Below are 18,241 nucleotides of genomic sequence, written 5' to 3'. Positions count from 1 at the left end.
GAATGATATGGATTTAAATCTAAATATCTTTATTTCTGAATGCAAATATCTGTTTATCATGCAAAGAAAATAAAAATTTAAACAGCACAATCCTGATTCATTCGACACATTTGTCCATCTGGTTGGTCTCTACCGGCCAGTATTGACTATCAATGCACATTCTCACCGCCAAAGCAGGAATTTTTCTACCATTTTAAGCAGATAGTTTCTTCATTGTGCTGATTTTTTCATTTAATATGGACACTTAAAGATTGTGAAATAACGACAGGGCTAATAACAATGGATGTAAATCTATCTATTTCCTTGTTTCATAACCATATTATTTAAACTCTGATTGAAATTTACTACCCATGGTTACTGCCTGTTTTCTGTAACTGCTAATGCTATCAACAGAATGTTAAGAAATTCCTTGCTTTATGCAAAATCCGGAAGTCGATAAAAATAGAGTCAACTGATTACTCTGCTTTTGCACCAAGATAGTAAAACATCATTTGATGATTAACTAAATTGCCTTTTGCTGAATTTTCATTGATCTTTTTTTGTGTTAATGAACCGGGTTATATATTTTTTGTGCAGATTTAAAAGCAAGACAACGTTTTGCAACCAAACAGGCATTAATTTGCTATTTTTTCTGTGAATAATTTATTTATTGCTCTATTTTTTATCCATTGATACTGCATCATGATGAAAATAATGGTAATTATCAATTTTAGCATAGAAAATTCTTCATCCATGTTTTTATACCATAGAAAAATCGGCAAATATTTGCAGAAATTGTGGATAAAATTTTAAGGTCAATTGACCAGCATGATGGTTCAGAAAACTTCAGAATAGTTTTTTTTCTGCTAGGGCGAAATAATAGCAATGATTAAAATCACCTCATTAGTTTTTCCGTAGCTAATCATCGGAGTGGTCAGCAATGGGTCAAGCTATTAGCCCGATGCTGTCACTTGCCATGAAAACAAAACATTAAAATGCCAATTTTGATCATTTTATACGCGCATTCAATCAGATGCTAAAGGTGCGCATGCAAAAAATCATCTAACATTGAAGACAAAAATATCTGACTTGAACGATGCTTACTTTTCCAGACCAGCGAATAATCAATTAGATATGGGCATTATCAATGAATAAATGGTTTTGATCATTATTATTCATAATGATTTTTTACGACGTCGTCCCATGTTTTTATTAATAGGCACTTTTACCATTCCATCAACAGCAATTATTCTATTATTTCTATCTATTTCCGCCATAATTTTTTTGCATTCATCTTTTTTTGCCCGTTTTTGATCGTTCACAAACGCAAGAGGGTTAGGTATATCTACCAAAAACAAATTTTTATCTTCACCATAAAACTGCAAAACTTTATTATTATCGTCTTTGATTCCAAAATCGCGCCCAGATTTTTCTGCCAGCTAATCAAATTCTTCTAAGTATTGCTGCTGCGAGAAATTTAGATTTGGTAACTACAGATATTTATTTACATCATTAAAAATATTTCCCTACGTAAATTTGTTTTTTTGGAATAGGGTCAATAATTCTTTATCATTCATTTACGATTAATGTGCTTAAAAACCAAATACTTATTGACCCATGTATCACGGTTAAACTCTAATCATTATTTTTGCTATGTTGTTCACTTCTTAAATTTTCCTTGATTTTCACATTGATATTTTTATTGCCATTTTACTTTCATATATTTTTTAGCCAAAGATAATGCACTGTTTTAATTCATTATTATTTGATTGTTTCAATCTCGAAATATTCCAGTTGTTTTTTTCTTTATTTTTTCAACCATTCTCATCAATTTCGTGAAAAAGGCTGCAAGCTTATTTTTATATCGTTCAAGAGTGAAAAATTTTCCTAATCTAATGTTTCAAAACCATTTTGCTTTTCGGGTACGGTGCGTTTTCTATTTTATCCACAATGCAGCTGTACTTTTTTTCACGCTATTTCTTGCATCCCAGTCAGTTTTGATCGACAGATCCAAACCAAAATCAATTTTTAAAACTTGAAGCCGTCTCCATCGTGACATGGCAATCATGGCTAATGCTCGATAAACGATCCTCGATACGACGATAAATTCCATCGGCACAGTAACCACAATACAAATAGCAAAGAATAAAACATCTGTATTTAGTTAAATTCTTTCATAGTAGAACGGTTATTCACAAATTATCTACAGATAAGCTGTGGGTAATATCGTAAAATAAGCTTTTTTAATTGATTACTTTGTTCTATGCGTGAATTATCCAGTAACCACCAGCAAGAATGGCTGATTACCCCAATTGGTTATATCCATTCTCCTTATAAACAAAAATTTGGTTTGGCTCGTCAACCAGGTTTGGTTCCTGCGGCAACAGCAAGAATTGATTTATGCCCGCAATTTAATGCCGATTGCATTCGTGGCTTAGAAGAATATGACTATATTTGGGTTCAGTTTATTTTTCATGCAACGGTCAAAGAAGGCTGGTTGCCCTTAATTCGACCACCAAAATTGGGAGGCAAAGAAAAAAAAGGGGTTTTTGCTACGCGTAGCCCACATCGTCCTAATCATTTAGGCTTATCTCTATTGAAATTAGAGCGAATTTCGATAACTGATCATGTTTCTATTTATGTAAGTGGCATTGATTTACTCGATCAAACGCCGGTAGTTGACATCAAACCCTATCTGCCTTTTGTAGAAGCCAAAGAAAATGCAGCTGGAAGTTATGCACAACCCAGAACATTGTTAAATGTTCAATGGTCTACAGAAGCTTTAGAACAGCTCAGTCTATATGGTTTAAATGATGAATTTTATCAATTGGTTAATCAAACTTTGTCACAGGATCCACGTCCAGCTCATCAACATGATAAAAATAAAATCTATGTTATGCATCTTGCTGACTGGGATATTTTGTTTTTAGTCGATTCTCAGGTTGTGGTGGTGAACAAGTTACGCAAACATGTCGAAGTTTAATTTGTTTTTCTAATAATAGAATTAATAATAAATGGATGAAGACAAAGACGAAGCCATACATTCTGTGGATAAATTATAAAATCACTATTTTTCATATAGTTATATATTGATAACTTCAATTCTCCGCTTGGGAGCGGTTTGTGGATTATGTGGATAACTTTGATGGATTTAGTGCATGCTGTGTATAAAACTTAGGATAGCCGCTGTGATAGCGCTAATTTATCCCCATTTAGCCAAAATTAATCACTTTTGCCAGGCAAATTCGCTAATATAGCGGTTATTAAGTTGATCAAATTTTAAGGAAGCATATGTTACAACGCACTTTGGCGAATACGATTCATGTTACCGGTGTTGGATTGCACTCGGGCGAACGGGTGCGCTTGGGACTTTATCCGGCTGTCGCTGATAGTGGAATTATGTTTCGGCGTACAGATTTGCACGGTGAGCAAAGTCGAATTATTCGGCTCACTCCTGATTTGATCAATGATACTCGTCTGTCTTCTACGGTGGTCACCGCAGATGGCATTAGAATCGGCACAATTGAACATATTATGTCGGCATTTGCTTCTTATGGCATTGATAATGTTCTGGTGGAGCTGAATGCGCCGGAAATACCCATTATGGATGGCTCAAGTTTGCCATTTATTTATTTACTACAAGATGCAGGTGTTAATGATCTGCAAGCTGAAAAACGCTTTTTGAGAATTAAACAGAAAGTAACGGTACAGGAAGGTGATAAATGGGTTGAGTTTACTCCTTATGATGGGTTTAAAGTCACGTTAACCATTGATTTTGATCATCCTGTTTTTAATCGCTGCAATCAGACCTTTGAGATTGATTTTGCTCATCAGTCTTATGTAGAAGAGATTTCCCGTGCACGTACGTTTGGTTTTATGCAGGAAGTTGAATTGATGCGCAGTCACAACCTTGGTCTGGGTGGTAATCTCAGTAATGCAATTGTGATTGATGAACTGGATGTGCTCAATCAGGAAGGTTTGCGCTATCCAGATGAATTTGTGCGGCATAAAATTCTTGATGCAATCGGTGACTTATATACACTGGGTCATCCAATTATTGGGGCGTTTACTGGGTATAAATCCGGCCACGCTATCAATAATGCCTTATTACGCAAGCTTTTAGCAGATCCTCAATGTTACGAATGGGTGACCTTTCCCAACAATAAATCTTTACCGCAGGCTTTTCATGCATTGCCTCAGGTTGCCTGAATTATAATTTAGGTATTATTTAATAAATTTTTTTGTAAATTAATATGGGAAGAAAAGTTGCAAATGTATTATAATTTATATTGTATCGAGCATTAAGGATAATTAAATGAATTATCAGGGAATCGTAGCGCAATTGCTTAATGTCGAAGGTGCATTAGCTGCTGCGGTAGTGGATTTTGAAAGTGGTATGCTGATGGCAGGTAGCAGCACCATCAATCTGGATCTGGAAGTTGCTGCAGTCAGCAGTACAGAGGTTATCCGTTCAAAAATAAAAACCATGCAAATGCTTGAGCTGAACGATGAAATTGATGATATCTTAATCACGCTTGGACATCATTATCATTTGATCAGACCGCTAAGAAAAATGGGAAGTTTGTATTTATATTCAGTTTTGGATAATAGCCGTGCAAATCTGGCTTTATCGCGACGTGCGTTGATTGATGTGGAAAAAAAATGCCTTGGCGATGAATAAACAATTATTTGTCTATGAAGATGTAAATAAATTGGGTTAATAAGAAATAAAAGTCAAAAGCTTCGGGCTTTTTTTTAGTTTTATAACTACGGTATTATTTAAATAAAAATAATAAAGAGGTGTATAAATTTAATCTATACCTTATTATTAACGGATTAAATAATCAAAACGATTTGTGTCAGAAAAAAGCGATATGGTTGCTGATGGAAAATATTTAGCCATTATGATTAATGTGCATGAGCGTGTCGACATGACATCGCGAAGGTTTAACTAACCCATGGCATTGTCCACATCTGCCAATACAAATGTGGTACTGATTAGCTAGGCTATTAGGGTTGCGCAATTGCTCTAGCTGAATGAATGAATTTGAATTAGACCGGATCAGCATAAATTGTATGGTGTCATTTGGATCGAAATGGCGTAGAAATGAATGCGACATGAACCATCTAATATATCTGCTGATACTTTAAGCCAAGGATATGGTGGAGAAAAGAACGAAAATGGTCTTTTCGCCGCAGTTATCCACAACTCAATCAAATAGATTCTTGCCCAGTTGTCCCCGCAGTGCTAATTGTGGATAAGTTATATCGACGATAAACACGTTCAGCTGAATGTGAATAAGCTGGTTGCATCGGGTTTGAGCTGTTAATGATGCCGAATTTAGGCAGCACTAATGCCACATCCGTATGGTGAGATCTGAATTAAGTTAATGATTATTGGATAATATGCAACAGAGAATATGGACGGTTGCAATGGCGCAGTGATTTGCTTCAAGCATAATCAGTTCTATTCATGCCAGCATATTTGCTGTGGTTGCATGGTTGAGCAAAGTAGTTGGCAAAAAAGTAATTTTATGATGTTCATCTAAATTCGTTGGAATCAAGGCTAATAGGAGTATAATTTTTTCTGATGTTGGCCGCTTTATGCCAAACGAATTTAAACTTGTTGATATTTGGTAACCTGATGAAAACCGCTGTAACACTTTCTACAACTCAGCACAGGCTGAGTTTATTTATAGCCATTATCGCACTGGCTTTTGTTCTAAGGGGACCTCTTACTGGTGTGGGACCATTGTTACAAAATATTCAGTCGCAGCTTGGGCTTAGTGGATTTTCTGCTGGATTGCTGACAACGGTCCCTTTACTCACATTTGGACTTTTCTCGATTTTTATACCTCGTCTGGCGGGACGGCTGGGTTCTGAGCAAATGGTATTTTTTGCTATATGGATCCTGACTTTAGGTTTGTTACTGCGCTGTGGTGGCGGTCTTTTCCCATTGTATATCGGCACTGCATTGCTCAGTTGTGCCATTGCGGTAGGAAATGTGTTGATTCCCAGTATGGTGAAACGCTATTTTCCGATGAAAATCGGTCTGGTTACGGCAATTTATGCGCTAGCCATGAATGTAGGCGGGGCGGCTGGCTCTGGCTTAAGTGCGCCCATTGCTCAGTTAAATCAATGGGGGTGGCGTGGGGCTTTATTAGTCTGGGTCATTCCAGCATTATTGTCTATGCTGATTTGGTGGTTACCGTTTAAAGTGGCGAATGCTACAGCCAAAGCTGAACTACCCACACACCGGGTATCCGGAAATTTATGGCTTAATCCTTTGGCATGGCAGATTACGCTGTTTATGGGATTTCAATCATTTCTGTTTTATTCTACCGTGAGCTGGTTACCGCAAATTGTGGCTAAAGCGGGCGTATCAGCATCGGAATGTGGAAAATGGCTAGGCATGATGCAGTTGGTCATGATCTCGGCTAATTTGCTGATTCCCATTTATGCTGCCAAAATAAAACAACAGCATTGGATGGGGGCAATGTGTGGCATTGTGCTGTTGATAGCGATATTTTTATTGATATCCCCATGGCGAAGCTGTTATTTCCCCGCGGTTTTATTACTGGGGCTTGGCATCAGCAGTGCCTTTTGTTTGAGTATGATGTTTTTTAATTTACGCAGTAATAATATGACTGAAGGTGTATTGTTATCTGGTATGGCTCAGACTTGTGGATATTTACTCGCAGCGATTGGTCCGGTATTGATGGGTGCGTTGCATGATATGCTCAATTCGTGGATGCCTTCTTTATGGTTGATGGTTATTGCTGCACTGATTATCACTTTTGCCGGTTGGAAAGCCGGACAAGATCATAAATTGTCAGATTTTGAGAAATAAGCATTATTTATCCACAGCCTTATTCACATTATTCTGTGGATGATGTTTTTAATTTACGCAGTAATAATTAGCTGAGGAATTAAATGCTAATGAAAGAAATATGACTTAGGATGAAATTGTGGAGAAAGATAGAAATAGAGGTTTAGAAGGAGATGATATTTATAAAGGAATTATTGAATCATCTCAAAGATCAAGACAATCAGTTAATGATAAATTAGGTATTGATAATAATAAAGAAAATAATACAGAATGAGGAAAGTAAGCTTGCAAAAAAAGAATAATGAGTTATTTTTAGATATAATAACATTACAGACTTATGATGATTTTGATCAGATATTAAAATATTTACAGAACCAATATACAGAACCAATATAATGTAAAAAATAGAGAAACAATTAGATGGCCCCGATATGAGAATAAGTTATTTAAGTATAAATAACAAAGCATTTAAACTTTATAATGATCCATATGGGAATACATTAAGTTGCTCAGCAAATGAAAAAGAATTAATGGATAAAATAACTCATGATTTTGATAATAAAAAAGATGAGTAAAAAATAAATTAGACTCAATCAAATTATTTTTTTATGACTGAAGGTGAGTTGTTATCTGGTATGGCTCAGACTTGTGGATATTTACTCGCAGCGATTGGTTCGGTATTGATGGGTGCGTTGCATGATATGCTCAATTCGTGGGGGCCTTCTTTATGGTTGTTGGTTATTGCCGCACTGATTATCACTTTTGCCGGTTGGAAAGCCGGACAAGATCATAAATTATCAGATTTTGAGAAATAAACATTATTTATCCACAGCCTTATTCACATTTTTCTGTGGATAAAGCTGTTTTGCTGCATACTAAACAGCTGGGATTGGCATTCAGTTGAAATTTTTGCCACTGGAAGTGGCGAGCATCAAAACAATGCAGGTACCCCTGTTGATCATGAATACCGGCTAATATTTGCAAGGCTTCATTGGCCTGTGCTGATCCCATGATGCCCAGTAATGGTGAGTAAACACCATTTTTGGCGCAGCTCGCATCCTGATCAGAGACTTTTCCGTTAAACAGACATTGATAGCATGGACCCTGCCCTTGGCGAAAATCAAATACGGCGAGTTGTCCGGAAAAGATTAATGCTGAAGCGGAAACCAAGACTTTGCGATGTTGGAAACACACTTGGTTAATTAAGCTGCGTGAGGCATAGTTATCCGTACAGTCCAATACGACATCTGCCCATGGTACCTGTTGCTGTAATAAAGTCAGGTCGGCTTTGGCCACAATGGGTTGTATTTGGGCAGCAGGATTCAGGTTTTGTAGACGTTGACTCAATATAGAAACTTTCTTGCGACCGATATCATGCTTATTGAACCAAAATTGTCTGGCTAAGTTGCTAAGTTCGATCTGGTCATCGTCGATAATGGTCAGTTGCTGTACCCCGCTGGATATTAAGTAAGTGAGGGCAGGATGTGCCAATCCACCAGCACCAATAACCAATATTCGTCCATTTAAGATCGACTCTTGTCCAGCTATGTCTATCTCGTCGAGCAGAATATGGCGGCTGTAGCGTAAAAGTTGTTCATCGGTAATCATTAATTGCCTTTTCCTGACAAAGAAAGCAGTAATATGTACAGAACGAATGCTATTATAGTGCTTTAATTTTGATTGTTAGCATTATTCATGTCCCATCCTAGTCATCCCAGTGGTCGCTTTTTATATCGTCTGCGCGCACATTTACATCGTGGCGGGTTGATTGCGTATCCGACGGAGAGTAGTTATGGTTTAGGCTGTTTGCCCCAAAATGCCTTGGCGGTAAGACGTTTAATAGCTTTAAAAAAGCGTCCACAACACAAGGGGTTGATTGTTATCGCAGCCAATTTTGCCCAATTAAAACCATTATTACAGCCTATGGCTGCGGATGAGGAGGCTGCGATTAAGCGTCAATGGCCTGCGCCAATCACTTTTTTGTTGCCGGCACATCAGCGGATATTGCCTATATTACGCGGAAGAGGACGAGATAAGCTGGCGGTGCGAATTCCTGCTTTAGCCAGTGCGCGTTTTTTGTGCCATGTGACCCAATCCGCGCTGGTTTCCACTTCCAGCAATCGTGCCGGAAAAAAAGCCTGTCGAACAGAACGAGAGGTACGTCGTCAATTTGGACGCCAGGTTATGATTTTAGGTGGTCGGACTGGTAGGCGAAAACAACCAAGTCAAATTATTGATTGGAAATCAGGTTGCAGATTACGCTAAGTTGCCAATGGCACTGGCAGTGGCCAGGAATAATCCGTTGCTAATTAATTTTGAAAGATGTTAAGAAAGATTTTAATCAGTGCCATTTATATGTAATGGTCTGTCTGGGCTGCAATAATAATTTAGAGTGAGACAATCATATCTATAAAAAAAGCCACAAACATGTTTCATTTCCAATGCTATATGCCACGGATAAAGTCAAGCACAAACCCGTATCTTGTTGCATGTAATCATCTAAACTTGATCCTGCGAGCGGTACACAGCAAGAGTGCCCTCTGCCTCGGGTGTGGTCAATGACTGTATTGATTAGCAAAAATTGATGGGTTCGGCAAAATGGATAAGATGATTTGGTACCCATTGTAGCCAAATTTTTTCCAATTAAGTTTAATAGTATTGTACTAACGAAAGAGTCTATCTGGGCTCGTCAGGTGGCCGATTTTAGCAGACTATTTGATTAGAAAAAATAAATTAGCATGACGAAAAATTAGGTTGGATATGCGGTTTGAAATCGAAACTGAATAACATTAAATCAATGATTGATAATAAAGAAGTTGATAAAAGACGCTTTTAATTTAGGATTAAAGTGATTTATCCACAAGCAAATATAATCTGACTAGTGCATGAATGCACGATCTTTACTGTTGAGAATATTGAGTTTGCCGAGTTTTTGTCTCGCTTGTGTGGAATAACGGTCTAAATCGGCTTCAGAACCTTGTTAATGGCAGAAGGAAAATATTATGTTAGCCGATAACGATTGATCATGAATCAGGTCATAATTAATCGTTATCTATATTTATGCTAAATCAAGTTCTAGCAACAGTATTGATTAATGATTTCTTGCGGTAACATATTGTGCTAATGCGCGTAAGTGATCTGCTCGTTGGTCAAATTGATTTAACGCATCTATGGCTTGTTGGATTAATGTTTCGGCATATTGTCTTGCCTTGGTCAAACCCATCAAACTCACGTAAGTTGGTTTGTTGGCTTGAGCATCTTTGCCGGCAGTTTTGCCTAAAACACTGGTTTCTTGTTCATAATCCAATACATCATCAATTACCTGAAAAGCCAACCCAAGATTGATTGCGTATTGATCTAGTGCGCTCAGTGCGGTTTCACTGACATCTTCGCAACACAATCCACCCAATGCGATTGACGCACGAATCAATGCGCCTGTTTTAAGTTGATGCATGTGTTCAAGTCCGGCCTGATCAATTGATTTGCCGACATGTGCCAAATCAATTGCTTGTCCACCTGCCATGCCGGTGCAGCCCGCAGCGGTAGCCAGAATTTGGATCATCTGTAGTTGTCTTGCTGGTGGCAATAATGTGGGCTTACTCAGCAAAGTAAAAGCCATGGTTTGCAGTGCATCGCCAACCAGTAATGCCGTTGCCTGGTTGTAACGGATATGACAAGTTGGTTTGCCATGGCGCAGACTATCATTATCCATTTCAGGCATATCATCATGCACTAATGAGTAAATATGGATACATTCCACAGCTGCCATGGCATATTCGATGGCTTTAGCGTCTGCATTACCCAGTTCAGCCGCGGCAAGTACCAGCATGGGGCGCAAACGCTTGCCGCCTTCCAGAGCACTGTAACGCATCGCTGCAATCAGATCAGCCTCAAGCAGGTTTTCCGATGGAAGTAATCTGGATAGGGTTAATTCAGCCTGTGCTCTTGCCTGTTGCTGCCAGATATCAAATTTACTCCCCGCCTTCAAGTTTTAACTCCTTTAGTTCACCATGATCAAAAACTTGAAGTTTTTGTTCCACTTCGGCTAGCTTCTGTTGGCAGTACTTGACTAATTCTTGACCTTGTTGATAGGCTGCTAATGCTTCTTCCAAAGGTAAATCATTGTTTTGCATTGATTCTGTAATTTTTTCAAGTTGCTGCAATGCTTCTTCATAATTTTTGGGGCTCAATTTTTTCATGCTCTTCAACTCCAGAAAGTTTCTTGATATTGTAACACTCACTAGGAGGGTGTTGCTGTATCTGTAGGCATCAGTTAAGAGCTACGGTGTCTTGAAGGATGTTGATGTGAAAGAATGGAAGAAGAAGGGCAATAATGGTTAATTTCAAAGTTTAATATATTATTTTTTATAAGCATTGATTACATTAATAGTGTAATATTAAATAAACTAGTTCATAATATAAATTAATAAATAACATCATGTTATAAGGAAAGGCTTGAAGTTTTTATGATAGAAAAAATAGTTGATTAATATTTAAATAATACTAAATAAGACAGAGAAAATACAATTATTCTAATAAATTTTAAAAAAACAGAATAATATTTTAATAATTACAAATTAAGGTAAAATTTAGTTGCTTAAAAAAGTCTATTATTGCAATTATATTGTCATCAAATTCCTGTATGACAAAATATTAATGACATATTCAAGTTGAAATGATGCTTTCTTTTTAGACAATATTGCAATTTATTATTTAATTCCTGAAATTCAATTCTGGCATGATAAAGTTGCCATTTGAAATAATTTTATTGTCTATAATGCTGCTTTTAAAGCATAATGCTGTATAAATGATTAGTATACTGTGCTGATGTTTAGTTAATTGATGTATCGGAAATAAATACATAGAATTATTTTTTGCAATGATTTTATTACTGTCTATATCACGATACAGGGATTTTTTTGTCAGCCTGATCACGCATTATTCGGACCATTGATAAGTGATAAAAACAATTCTGTGCCTGAAGTAGAAAACTTTATTTGCAGAACATTCGTTTATAATCGAACAAATAGATAATTTCACATTCAGTTTGGTGAGTTAATTGGTAGTTTAATTGGTTTAAGTAGGCGTTATGGGTAAACATATCTTTTATGAAGAATCCGGACAGTTTAAAGTGGCGGAGGTGGTACAGGAAAACGGCGCTACTTTTCTGGTGAATACGCAGCATGGTAAACGGGCAAAAATAAAATCTAATCATGTATTCCTGTCGTTTGATGAGGATGCAGCACAGTTTTTACAGAATGCAACCACAATTGCAGCTGGAATTGATATTGATCTACTGTGGGAAGCTGTAGGCAGTGAAGCTGAATTTACTGCAGAAGAAGCAGCGACTGAATATTTTGGTAATCAATTTAGCCAGGTTGAGCAGGCAGCTATTTTAATTGCTCTACACGCTGTGCCGGTGTATTTTTATCGCAAAGGCAAAGGGGCTTTTAAAGCTGCGCCGGCGGATATTCTTCAACAGGCTCTGGCAGCCATTGAACGAAAAAAGCAACAAGAAGCGCAAATCAATACTTGGGTAGAACAATTGTTAGCCGGTACTTTGCCCGATGAAATTGCAGCGGATGCCAAGCTGATTTTGCATGCACCTGACAAACAAAGTCTGACTTATAAAGCGGTGGCCAAAGCGGCGGATCAGAAAAAAACTTCACCCTTTGCCTTACTACGAAGTGTGGGGGCTGTACCCAGTTTACCTGAATATTTTTTAGATGGTTTTCTACTAACTCAGTTTCCCAAAGGGTTAGACAAAGACGATTATCCTTTACCAGTCATTCCAGATTTACCGATTGCAGATGAATCCGTTCAGGCTTTTTCAATAGATGATCTGGACACCACTGAAGTAGATGACGCGACTAGCTTACAAGATTTACCCAACGGCAATAAGTTGCTTGGTCTGCATATCGCCGTGCCCTCGCTGGCGATCCAGCCTGAATCACCATTGGAAAAACGTGTGTTTGAACACCAAAGCACGGTTTATTATCCGGGTGGCAAAATCACTATGCTACCGTCAAGCTGGATCAAAGCGTTCAGTTTGGATGAAGGAAAATTACGCCCGGCAATCAGTCTGTATTTAGAAGTAAACCCGCAGTTTGAGATCGTGCGGACGGAAACGAAGCTGGAAGCGATTCATGTAGTCAATAATTTGCGTATTCAGAATATCGAACAAGCTTTTTTACCCGAGCAGCCGCGAAGTTCTGTTGAAGCTTTTCCTCACCATCATGCAATGAACTGGATGTACGATTTTGCTATTGCCAGAATGAAAGTTCGGGGTAAATATGATCCAGATCGTCAACCCGTCTACGATTATAATATTGAACTTGATGAAAACGAACATGTCCAGATCAAGGTACGTGAGCGTGGCGCACCGATAGATACTTTGGTTAGTGAGCTGATGATTTATGCTAATAGTACTTGGGCAGAAATGCTGCACGATGCTAAATTAGCCGGTCTATTCAGGGTGCAGCCTACTGGACGGGTACGGATGAGTACTCAATCCGAGCCACATATAGGTTTGGGCGTGCAACATTATGCTTGGTTTTCTTCGCCGTTGCGACGCGGTGCAGATTACGTTAACCAAAAGCAATTAATCAGTTTGCTTGAACCAGATACTGAGCCCCGTTTTGCGCCGCAGGATAGTATGTTGTTCGCTGTCTTACGAGATTTTGAGTTAACTTATAATGCGTATAGTGAGTTTCAACGCCAGATGGAAGCTTACTGGAGCCTGATTTATATTCAGCAAGAAGGTATACAGGAACTGACAGGGCAGTTGATTCGTGATGATCTGGTGCGCATCGAAGGATTACCTTTAATGGGGCGCGTCAATGGTGTGCCGGTCGATGCGATGCCAAAAAGCCGGATGAAAATTGCCATTACAGGCATTGATCTGGTACAGATCAGTATCAGTCTAAATTATGTAAATGCACTGATGCCACTGACCAATGAGAAGACGTAAAAGATTAATGTCGTGTTTGTCAGCATTTTAAAGTATTTGCACATTTCCGCTTTGCTCATCAACAAGACGAAAATATAATTACTTTTAATTAAGGTCTTGTATTTACAGATGCAGCCCATATATGGGTTGCATTTCTATTATCCGGTTTTGCTTTTCAGGCAATCTTTTGCTAGAGAGCAGTTGCCTGAAAACGTTTGGAATAAAATTATGACTGAAGTAGATTTTTATGAAGTATTGGGTATAAGCCGTACTGCAGGGGATGAGGAAATCAAAAAAGCTTATCGTAAGTTGGCGATGAAATACCATCCTGACCGCAACCAAGGCGATAAAAGTGCGGAAGAAAAATTTAAAGAAGTACAGCGCGCTTATGAAGTCCTCTCTGATCCACAAAAACGCTCTACCTATGATCAATTTGGTCATGCAGGATTTAGCGGCAATATGGGGGATGGAGGCGGCTTTTCCGGCAGTTTTGATTTTGGTGATATATTCAGCCAAATGTTTGGTGGTGGTGGCGCTCGTCAACAGCAAAATCACAAAGGTGCTGATCTTCAGTATCATATTGAAATCACTCTGGAAGAAGCTGCACGCGGAATTAAGAAAAAAATCACTATTCCGACGCATGAAGAATGTGATGTCTGTCATGGTAGTGGAGCCAAGGCCGGTACTTCACCGGTTACTTGTAGTATGTGCGGAGGCAGTGGTGTAGTACAAGTACGGCAAGCGATTTTCCAGATTCAGCAAACTTGTCCAACCTGTCAGGGTAGCGGTAAGCAAATTAAAGACCCGTGTGTGAAGTGTCATGGTGACGGGCTGGTTAAAACCCGTAAAACCGTGGAAGTATCGATTCCGGCTGGTATTGATGATGGTCAGCGTATCCGCTTAAGTGGAGAAGGTGAACCGGGAAAACATGGTGCTGCTTCTGGTGACTTGTATGTGATGGTTAAAGTGCGTCCTCATCAAGTTTTCGAACGCGATGGCATGGATTTGCATTGTGAATTACCCATTAGTTTTACTATTGCCGCGTTGGGTGGTGAGGTCGAAGTTCCTACCTTGGATGGTAAGGTTAAACTGAATATTCCGAAAGAAACGCAAACCGGCAGACGGATGCGAGTGCGCGGTAAAGGAATTAAATCGATACGAACATCAGCGGTGGGTGATCTGTACTGTCATATTGTGGTTGAAACACCGGTTAATCTGACAGAACGTCAGCGCGAACTACTGGAAGAATTTGAAAAAATTTCTACTGGATTAGATCGGTCACAAACGCCACGGCAAAAATCATTTATGGATAAACTGCGTGATTTGTTTGATTGATTTGTATTAGATACTTATTTCGCTAAAAACCCACTGATCCATGAAAATCAGTGGGTTTTATGATTAAAACGACAAAAAAATCAATTCAAAAAATATTGAGAATTTGATCATCAACACAGTCAGAATGGATGGTCATCGGATCAATCCTACTATGACATTCGGTTTACCAATATCAATCTGATTAAGTATGCTTTATCTTGTGGATAAATTTACAAAGTTAAGATTTAATAAAAAGCGTATTCTATATAAAATATTGTAAATAAAGCGTTTAATTAACCAAACGCTCGTGCGCAGAATTGACTTTCTGTGGATAAGATTGTGGATATTTTGGTATTAACTCTTAATTTATTGCCCTAATTCTGCTCTGAGTTGAGCAGCCAATGTGCTCAATTCTGACTGATTAGCTTGCTTACCTTCATGTTTACCCATGTCATGCACATTAGCAGGAATAAGATGGATATGGTAATGGAACACTGACTGCCCCGCTTCTTCTCCTGACAATTGAAGTTGTACAATGCCTTCGCGCTGTAAAACTTTGCGTTGAGCTTTGATGACCTTCTGAGCGGTACTGAAGACAGCCTTAATGTATTCGGCATTCATATCAGACAGTTCAACAGCTTCATATTTTGGAATAACCAATACATGACCTCGAGCCTGAGGCATCACATCCATAAATGCCAAAGTATGATCATCTTCGTATACTTTATGACAGGAAATTTCACCGCGCAGGATTTTGGCAAAGATATTATTCTGATCATATTGCTGCATGTTTTTTCCTTTTTAGCTTTTATAGCGCATTCAATAAGTACGATTACGCTAAAATGGTCAACTTATTCTTAGCAAACAAAGTGTTTAACTCCTTAATTCCCTGTTTACCAAAATTGATGGTTAAATTAGCACCTTCGGCTTTATGGCTGGCATCAATGATCACACCTGTACCGAAACGCTCATGGTGAACATTCTGCCCAAGTTGAAAACCATCAAAATCTTCTGTTGCTGGTGTTTCAGCCAGTTTACTGCGGCTGTGAAATGGGTTGGTACGCACAGTAGATTGTTGTCTACTAACCAAACTAGAAGAATGAGCAGACAGATGTTGTATGACTTCTTGCGGAATTTCATCCACAAATCGGGAAGACAAAGCAAAATGTGTTTTGCCGTGCAAAAGTCGTTGTTCTGCCATACTCAGATACAGGCGCTGACGAGCTCGAGTAATAGCCACATACATTAAGCGTCTTTCTTCTTCAAGCCCGTTTCGTTCCGCCAGACTAAATTCGCTCGGAAATAATCCTTCTTCCAATCCAGTTAAAAACACCGCATCAAATTCAAGCCCTTTGGCCGCATGTACCGTCATTAGTTGTAATGCTTCTTCGCCCTCACCAGCCTGATGTTCACCTGCCTCCAGTGAGGCAGAGCTTAAAAAGGCTAAAGCAGCCGATAAAGGATTGTCTGTCGGATTATCATCGGGAGATTCATACGAAAAATCTTCTGGTTTAAACGCGATGGCTGCATTGATCAACTCTTCCAGATTGTTAATGCGCTCCTGTTGCTCACCTTTCTGCGATCGATAGTGCTCTATCAATCCAGTATCATAAACAACCGATGCCATCAGTTCAGGTAATGAGACATGCAAGGCTTGTGACTGTAATTGTTCAATCAGCTGGACAAAAAACCCTATTTTTTGCTGTTTTAACGCCAGCTTTTTCGCCGCGTGCCATAGAGAGCTGTTATCCTCAGCAGCAGTGGCCTGAATATTTTCAATTGTACGCGATCCGATACCGCGAGCCGGAACATTAATGACCCGCAATAATGCATTGTCATCTTCAGGGTTCACAGCTAGACGCAGGTAAGCCAAAGCATGTTTAATTTCCTGCCGTTCATAGAAGCGCAAACCGCCATAGATTTTATATGGCAGACCGGCACGAAATAACGCTTGCTCTAGTACCCGCGATTGAGCATTGCTGCGGTATAAAACAGCCATTTGAATATAATTTAAACCATCGCGGTGTAACGCTTTGACTTCATCCACCACAAATTGTGCTTCTTCAACGTCATTAATGGCTCTAAAGGCACGAATTTTTTCTCCGGTTCCAGCCTCGGTACGCAGATTCTTACCCAGACGGGTGGCATTGTTGGCGATAACTGCATTGGCGGCAATCAGGATGTTACCTACAGAACGATAATTTTGCTCTAGTTTGATGGGCTCAGTCACTTGATATTCGCGCATAAAACGTGACATATTTTCAACTTCTGCGCCACGAAAGCGGTAAATACTTTGGTCATCATCACCAACAGCAAAAATAGCCGCGTGCTCACCGGCTAATAATTTTAACCATTGATATTGCAACTTATTGGTATCCTGAAATTCATCAATCAGAATATGGTTAAAGCGATTTTGATAATGCGTCCGCAACACAGCATCGGTTTGCAGCACTTCATAACTGCGAAGCATCAGTTCGGCAAAATCCACAATACCTTCCTGTCTGCATAGCTGGTCGTAACTGGCATAGCATTCGATCATACGATGTTCATGTGGATCACTGGCCTGTAGACTTGATGCTCGTAAACCTGCTTCTTTTTGGGCATTGATAAAACCCTGTAAACTACGCGGAGCAATGACTTCTTCGGCAATATTCAACTGCTTGAGCAAGCGCTTGATTACCCCTAATTGGTCTGCACTGTCCAAAATCTGAAATGCTCTGGGCAACTCAGCTTGCTGATAATGTAGACGTAAAAACCGATGACATAAGCCGTGGAAAGTGCCTAACCACATGCCACGAATCGAAAAAGGCAACAAGGTACTCAGACGTAATTGCATTTCTCGGGCAGCTTTATTGGTAAACGTAACCGCCAATATACTGTGGATACTCGCCTGCCCAGTTTGCAACAACCAGGCAATGCGCGTAGTCAGAACTCGGGTTTTACCACTTCCCGCGCCGGCCAGTACCAGTGCAGGTTGCGGTGGCCAAGTCACCGCTGCTAATTGTTCATGATTAAGCCCGGTCAACAGATCGGTAGATGATAAATTTTCCATAGGGCTATTGTAGCTGATTAAGCTAAAAAATACCTGAGCTGTTGCCGATTATCTGTTCGAACTTTCCATACAATAATGCAATGAAAACTTTAAAGCGTTGTAAGCGTATTGGAATGGT

The 18,241-nt window shown here is 39.1% G+C and carries 15 protein-coding genes; 9 read left to right on the top strand and 6 right to left on the bottom strand.

Annotation, left to right across the window (positions count from 1 at the left end):
- Nucleotides 1–1,154 precede the first annotated feature (1,154 nt).
- On the bottom strand, nucleotides 1,155–1,337 hold the full coding sequence (locus J3U68_RS08990; protein ID WP_267376287.1) for a hypothetical protein: 183 nt from the start codon (nucleotides 1,335–1,337) through the stop codon (nucleotides 1,155–1,157).
- A 905-nt stretch (nucleotides 1,338–2,242) separates the two neighbouring features.
- Between J3U68_RS08990 and tsaA the strand changes: the two genes are divergently transcribed.
- The 6 genes from tsaA to J3U68_RS08960 all read left to right on the top strand — a co-directional run bounded on the left by tsaA (nucleotide 2,243) and on the right by J3U68_RS08960 (nucleotide 7,623).
- Nucleotides 2,243–2,962, top strand: coding sequence for a tRNA (N6-threonylcarbamoyladenosine(37)-N6)-methyltransferase TrmO (gene tsaA, locus J3U68_RS08985; RefSeq protein WP_267376286.1), 720 nt, complete (start codon nucleotides 2,243–2,245; stop codon nucleotides 2,960–2,962).
- 308 nt (nucleotides 2,963–3,270) lie between these two features.
- Entirely contained in the window at nucleotides 3,271–4,188 is a 918-nt protein-coding gene (lpxC, locus tag J3U68_RS08980; RefSeq protein WP_267376285.1) for a UDP-3-O-acyl-N-acetylglucosamine deacetylase, read from the top strand.
- Between the two features lie 106 nt (nucleotides 4,189–4,294).
- A complete protein-coding gene (locus J3U68_RS08975; protein ID WP_267376283.1) occupies nucleotides 4,295–4,660 on the top strand; it encodes a hypothetical protein in 366 nt (121 codons plus the stop codon).
- A 963-nt stretch (nucleotides 4,661–5,623) separates the two neighbouring features.
- Nucleotides 5,624–6,829, top strand: coding sequence for a CynX/NimT family MFS transporter (locus J3U68_RS08970; RefSeq protein WP_267376282.1), 1,206 nt, complete (start codon nucleotides 5,624–5,626; stop codon nucleotides 6,827–6,829).
- Nucleotides 6,830–6,947: 118 nt separating this feature from the next.
- A complete protein-coding gene (locus J3U68_RS08965; protein WP_267376281.1) occupies nucleotides 6,948–7,082 on the top strand; it encodes a hypothetical protein in 135 nt (44 codons plus the stop codon).
- Nucleotides 7,083–7,416: 334 nt separating this feature from the next.
- Nucleotides 7,417–7,623, top strand: a complete 207-nt coding sequence (locus J3U68_RS08960; protein WP_267376280.1) for a hypothetical protein — start codon at nucleotides 7,417–7,419, stop codon at nucleotides 7,621–7,623.
- A gap of 19 nt (nucleotides 7,624–7,642) precedes the next feature.
- Here the strand turns inward: J3U68_RS08960 and J3U68_RS08955 are convergent, their stop codons facing one another.
- Nucleotides 7,643–8,416, bottom strand: coding sequence for a HesA/MoeB/ThiF family protein (locus J3U68_RS08955; protein ID WP_267376279.1), 774 nt, complete (start codon nucleotides 8,414–8,416; stop codon nucleotides 7,643–7,645).
- An 87-nt stretch (nucleotides 8,417–8,503) separates the two neighbouring features.
- Here J3U68_RS08955 and J3U68_RS08950 point away from each other — a divergent pair, with 87 nt between their 5' ends.
- Complete coding sequence (locus J3U68_RS08950) at nucleotides 8,504–9,073, top strand: L-threonylcarbamoyladenylate synthase (protein ID WP_267376278.1); 570 nt, start codon at nucleotides 8,504–8,506, stop codon at nucleotides 9,071–9,073.
- A gap of 826 nt (nucleotides 9,074–9,899) precedes the next feature.
- On the opposite strand, the gene J3U68_RS08945 is transcribed toward J3U68_RS08950, so the two are convergent.
- Nucleotides 9,900–10,796, bottom strand: a complete 897-nt coding sequence (locus J3U68_RS08945; protein WP_267376277.1) for a polyprenyl synthetase family protein — start codon at nucleotides 10,794–10,796, stop codon at nucleotides 9,900–9,902.
- The gene (locus J3U68_RS08940) at nucleotides 10,780–11,007 is read right to left on the bottom strand and encodes an exodeoxyribonuclease VII small subunit (RefSeq protein ID WP_267376276.1); all 228 of its coding nucleotides are present in this window, start codon (nucleotides 11,005–11,007) and stop codon (nucleotides 10,780–10,782) included. Before J3U68_RS08940 ends, J3U68_RS08945 begins: the two co-directional genes overlap by 17 nt.
- A gap of 890 nt (nucleotides 11,008–11,897) precedes the next feature.
- On the opposite strand from J3U68_RS08940, the gene J3U68_RS08935 reads away from it, so the two are divergent.
- Nucleotides 11,898–13,778: a ribonuclease catalytic domain-containing protein gene (locus J3U68_RS08935; protein ID WP_267376275.1), complete on the top strand. Its 1,881-nt coding sequence runs from the start codon at nucleotides 11,898–11,900 to the stop codon at nucleotides 13,776–13,778.
- Between the two features lie 207 nt (nucleotides 13,779–13,985).
- Nucleotides 13,986–15,092 (top strand): molecular chaperone DnaJ, encoded by a 1,107-nt coding sequence (gene dnaJ, locus J3U68_RS08930; protein WP_267376274.1) that lies wholly within the window; start codon nucleotides 13,986–13,988, stop codon nucleotides 15,090–15,092.
- A 345-nt stretch (nucleotides 15,093–15,437) separates the two neighbouring features.
- Here dnaJ and J3U68_RS08925 read toward each other — a convergent pair whose 3' ends face one another.
- Together J3U68_RS08925 and J3U68_RS08920 are read right to left on the bottom strand one after the other, a co-directional pair.
- Nucleotides 15,438–15,860: an HIT family protein gene (locus J3U68_RS08925; RefSeq protein WP_267376273.1), complete on the bottom strand. Its 423-nt coding sequence runs from the start codon at nucleotides 15,858–15,860 to the stop codon at nucleotides 15,438–15,440.
- Between the two features lie 43 nt (nucleotides 15,861–15,903).
- On the bottom strand, nucleotides 15,904–18,123 hold the full coding sequence (locus tag J3U68_RS08920; RefSeq protein ID WP_267376272.1) for a UvrD-helicase domain-containing protein: 2,220 nt from the start codon (nucleotides 18,121–18,123) through the stop codon (nucleotides 15,904–15,906).
- Nucleotides 18,124–18,241: the final 118 nt, after the last annotated feature.

The sequence above is a fragment of the Snodgrassella sp. B3882 genome (assembly GCF_026535915.1).
GTDB lineage: Bacteria > Pseudomonadota > Gammaproteobacteria > Burkholderiales > Neisseriaceae > Snodgrassella.
This window is presented reverse-complemented; position numbering and strand designations above follow the sequence as displayed.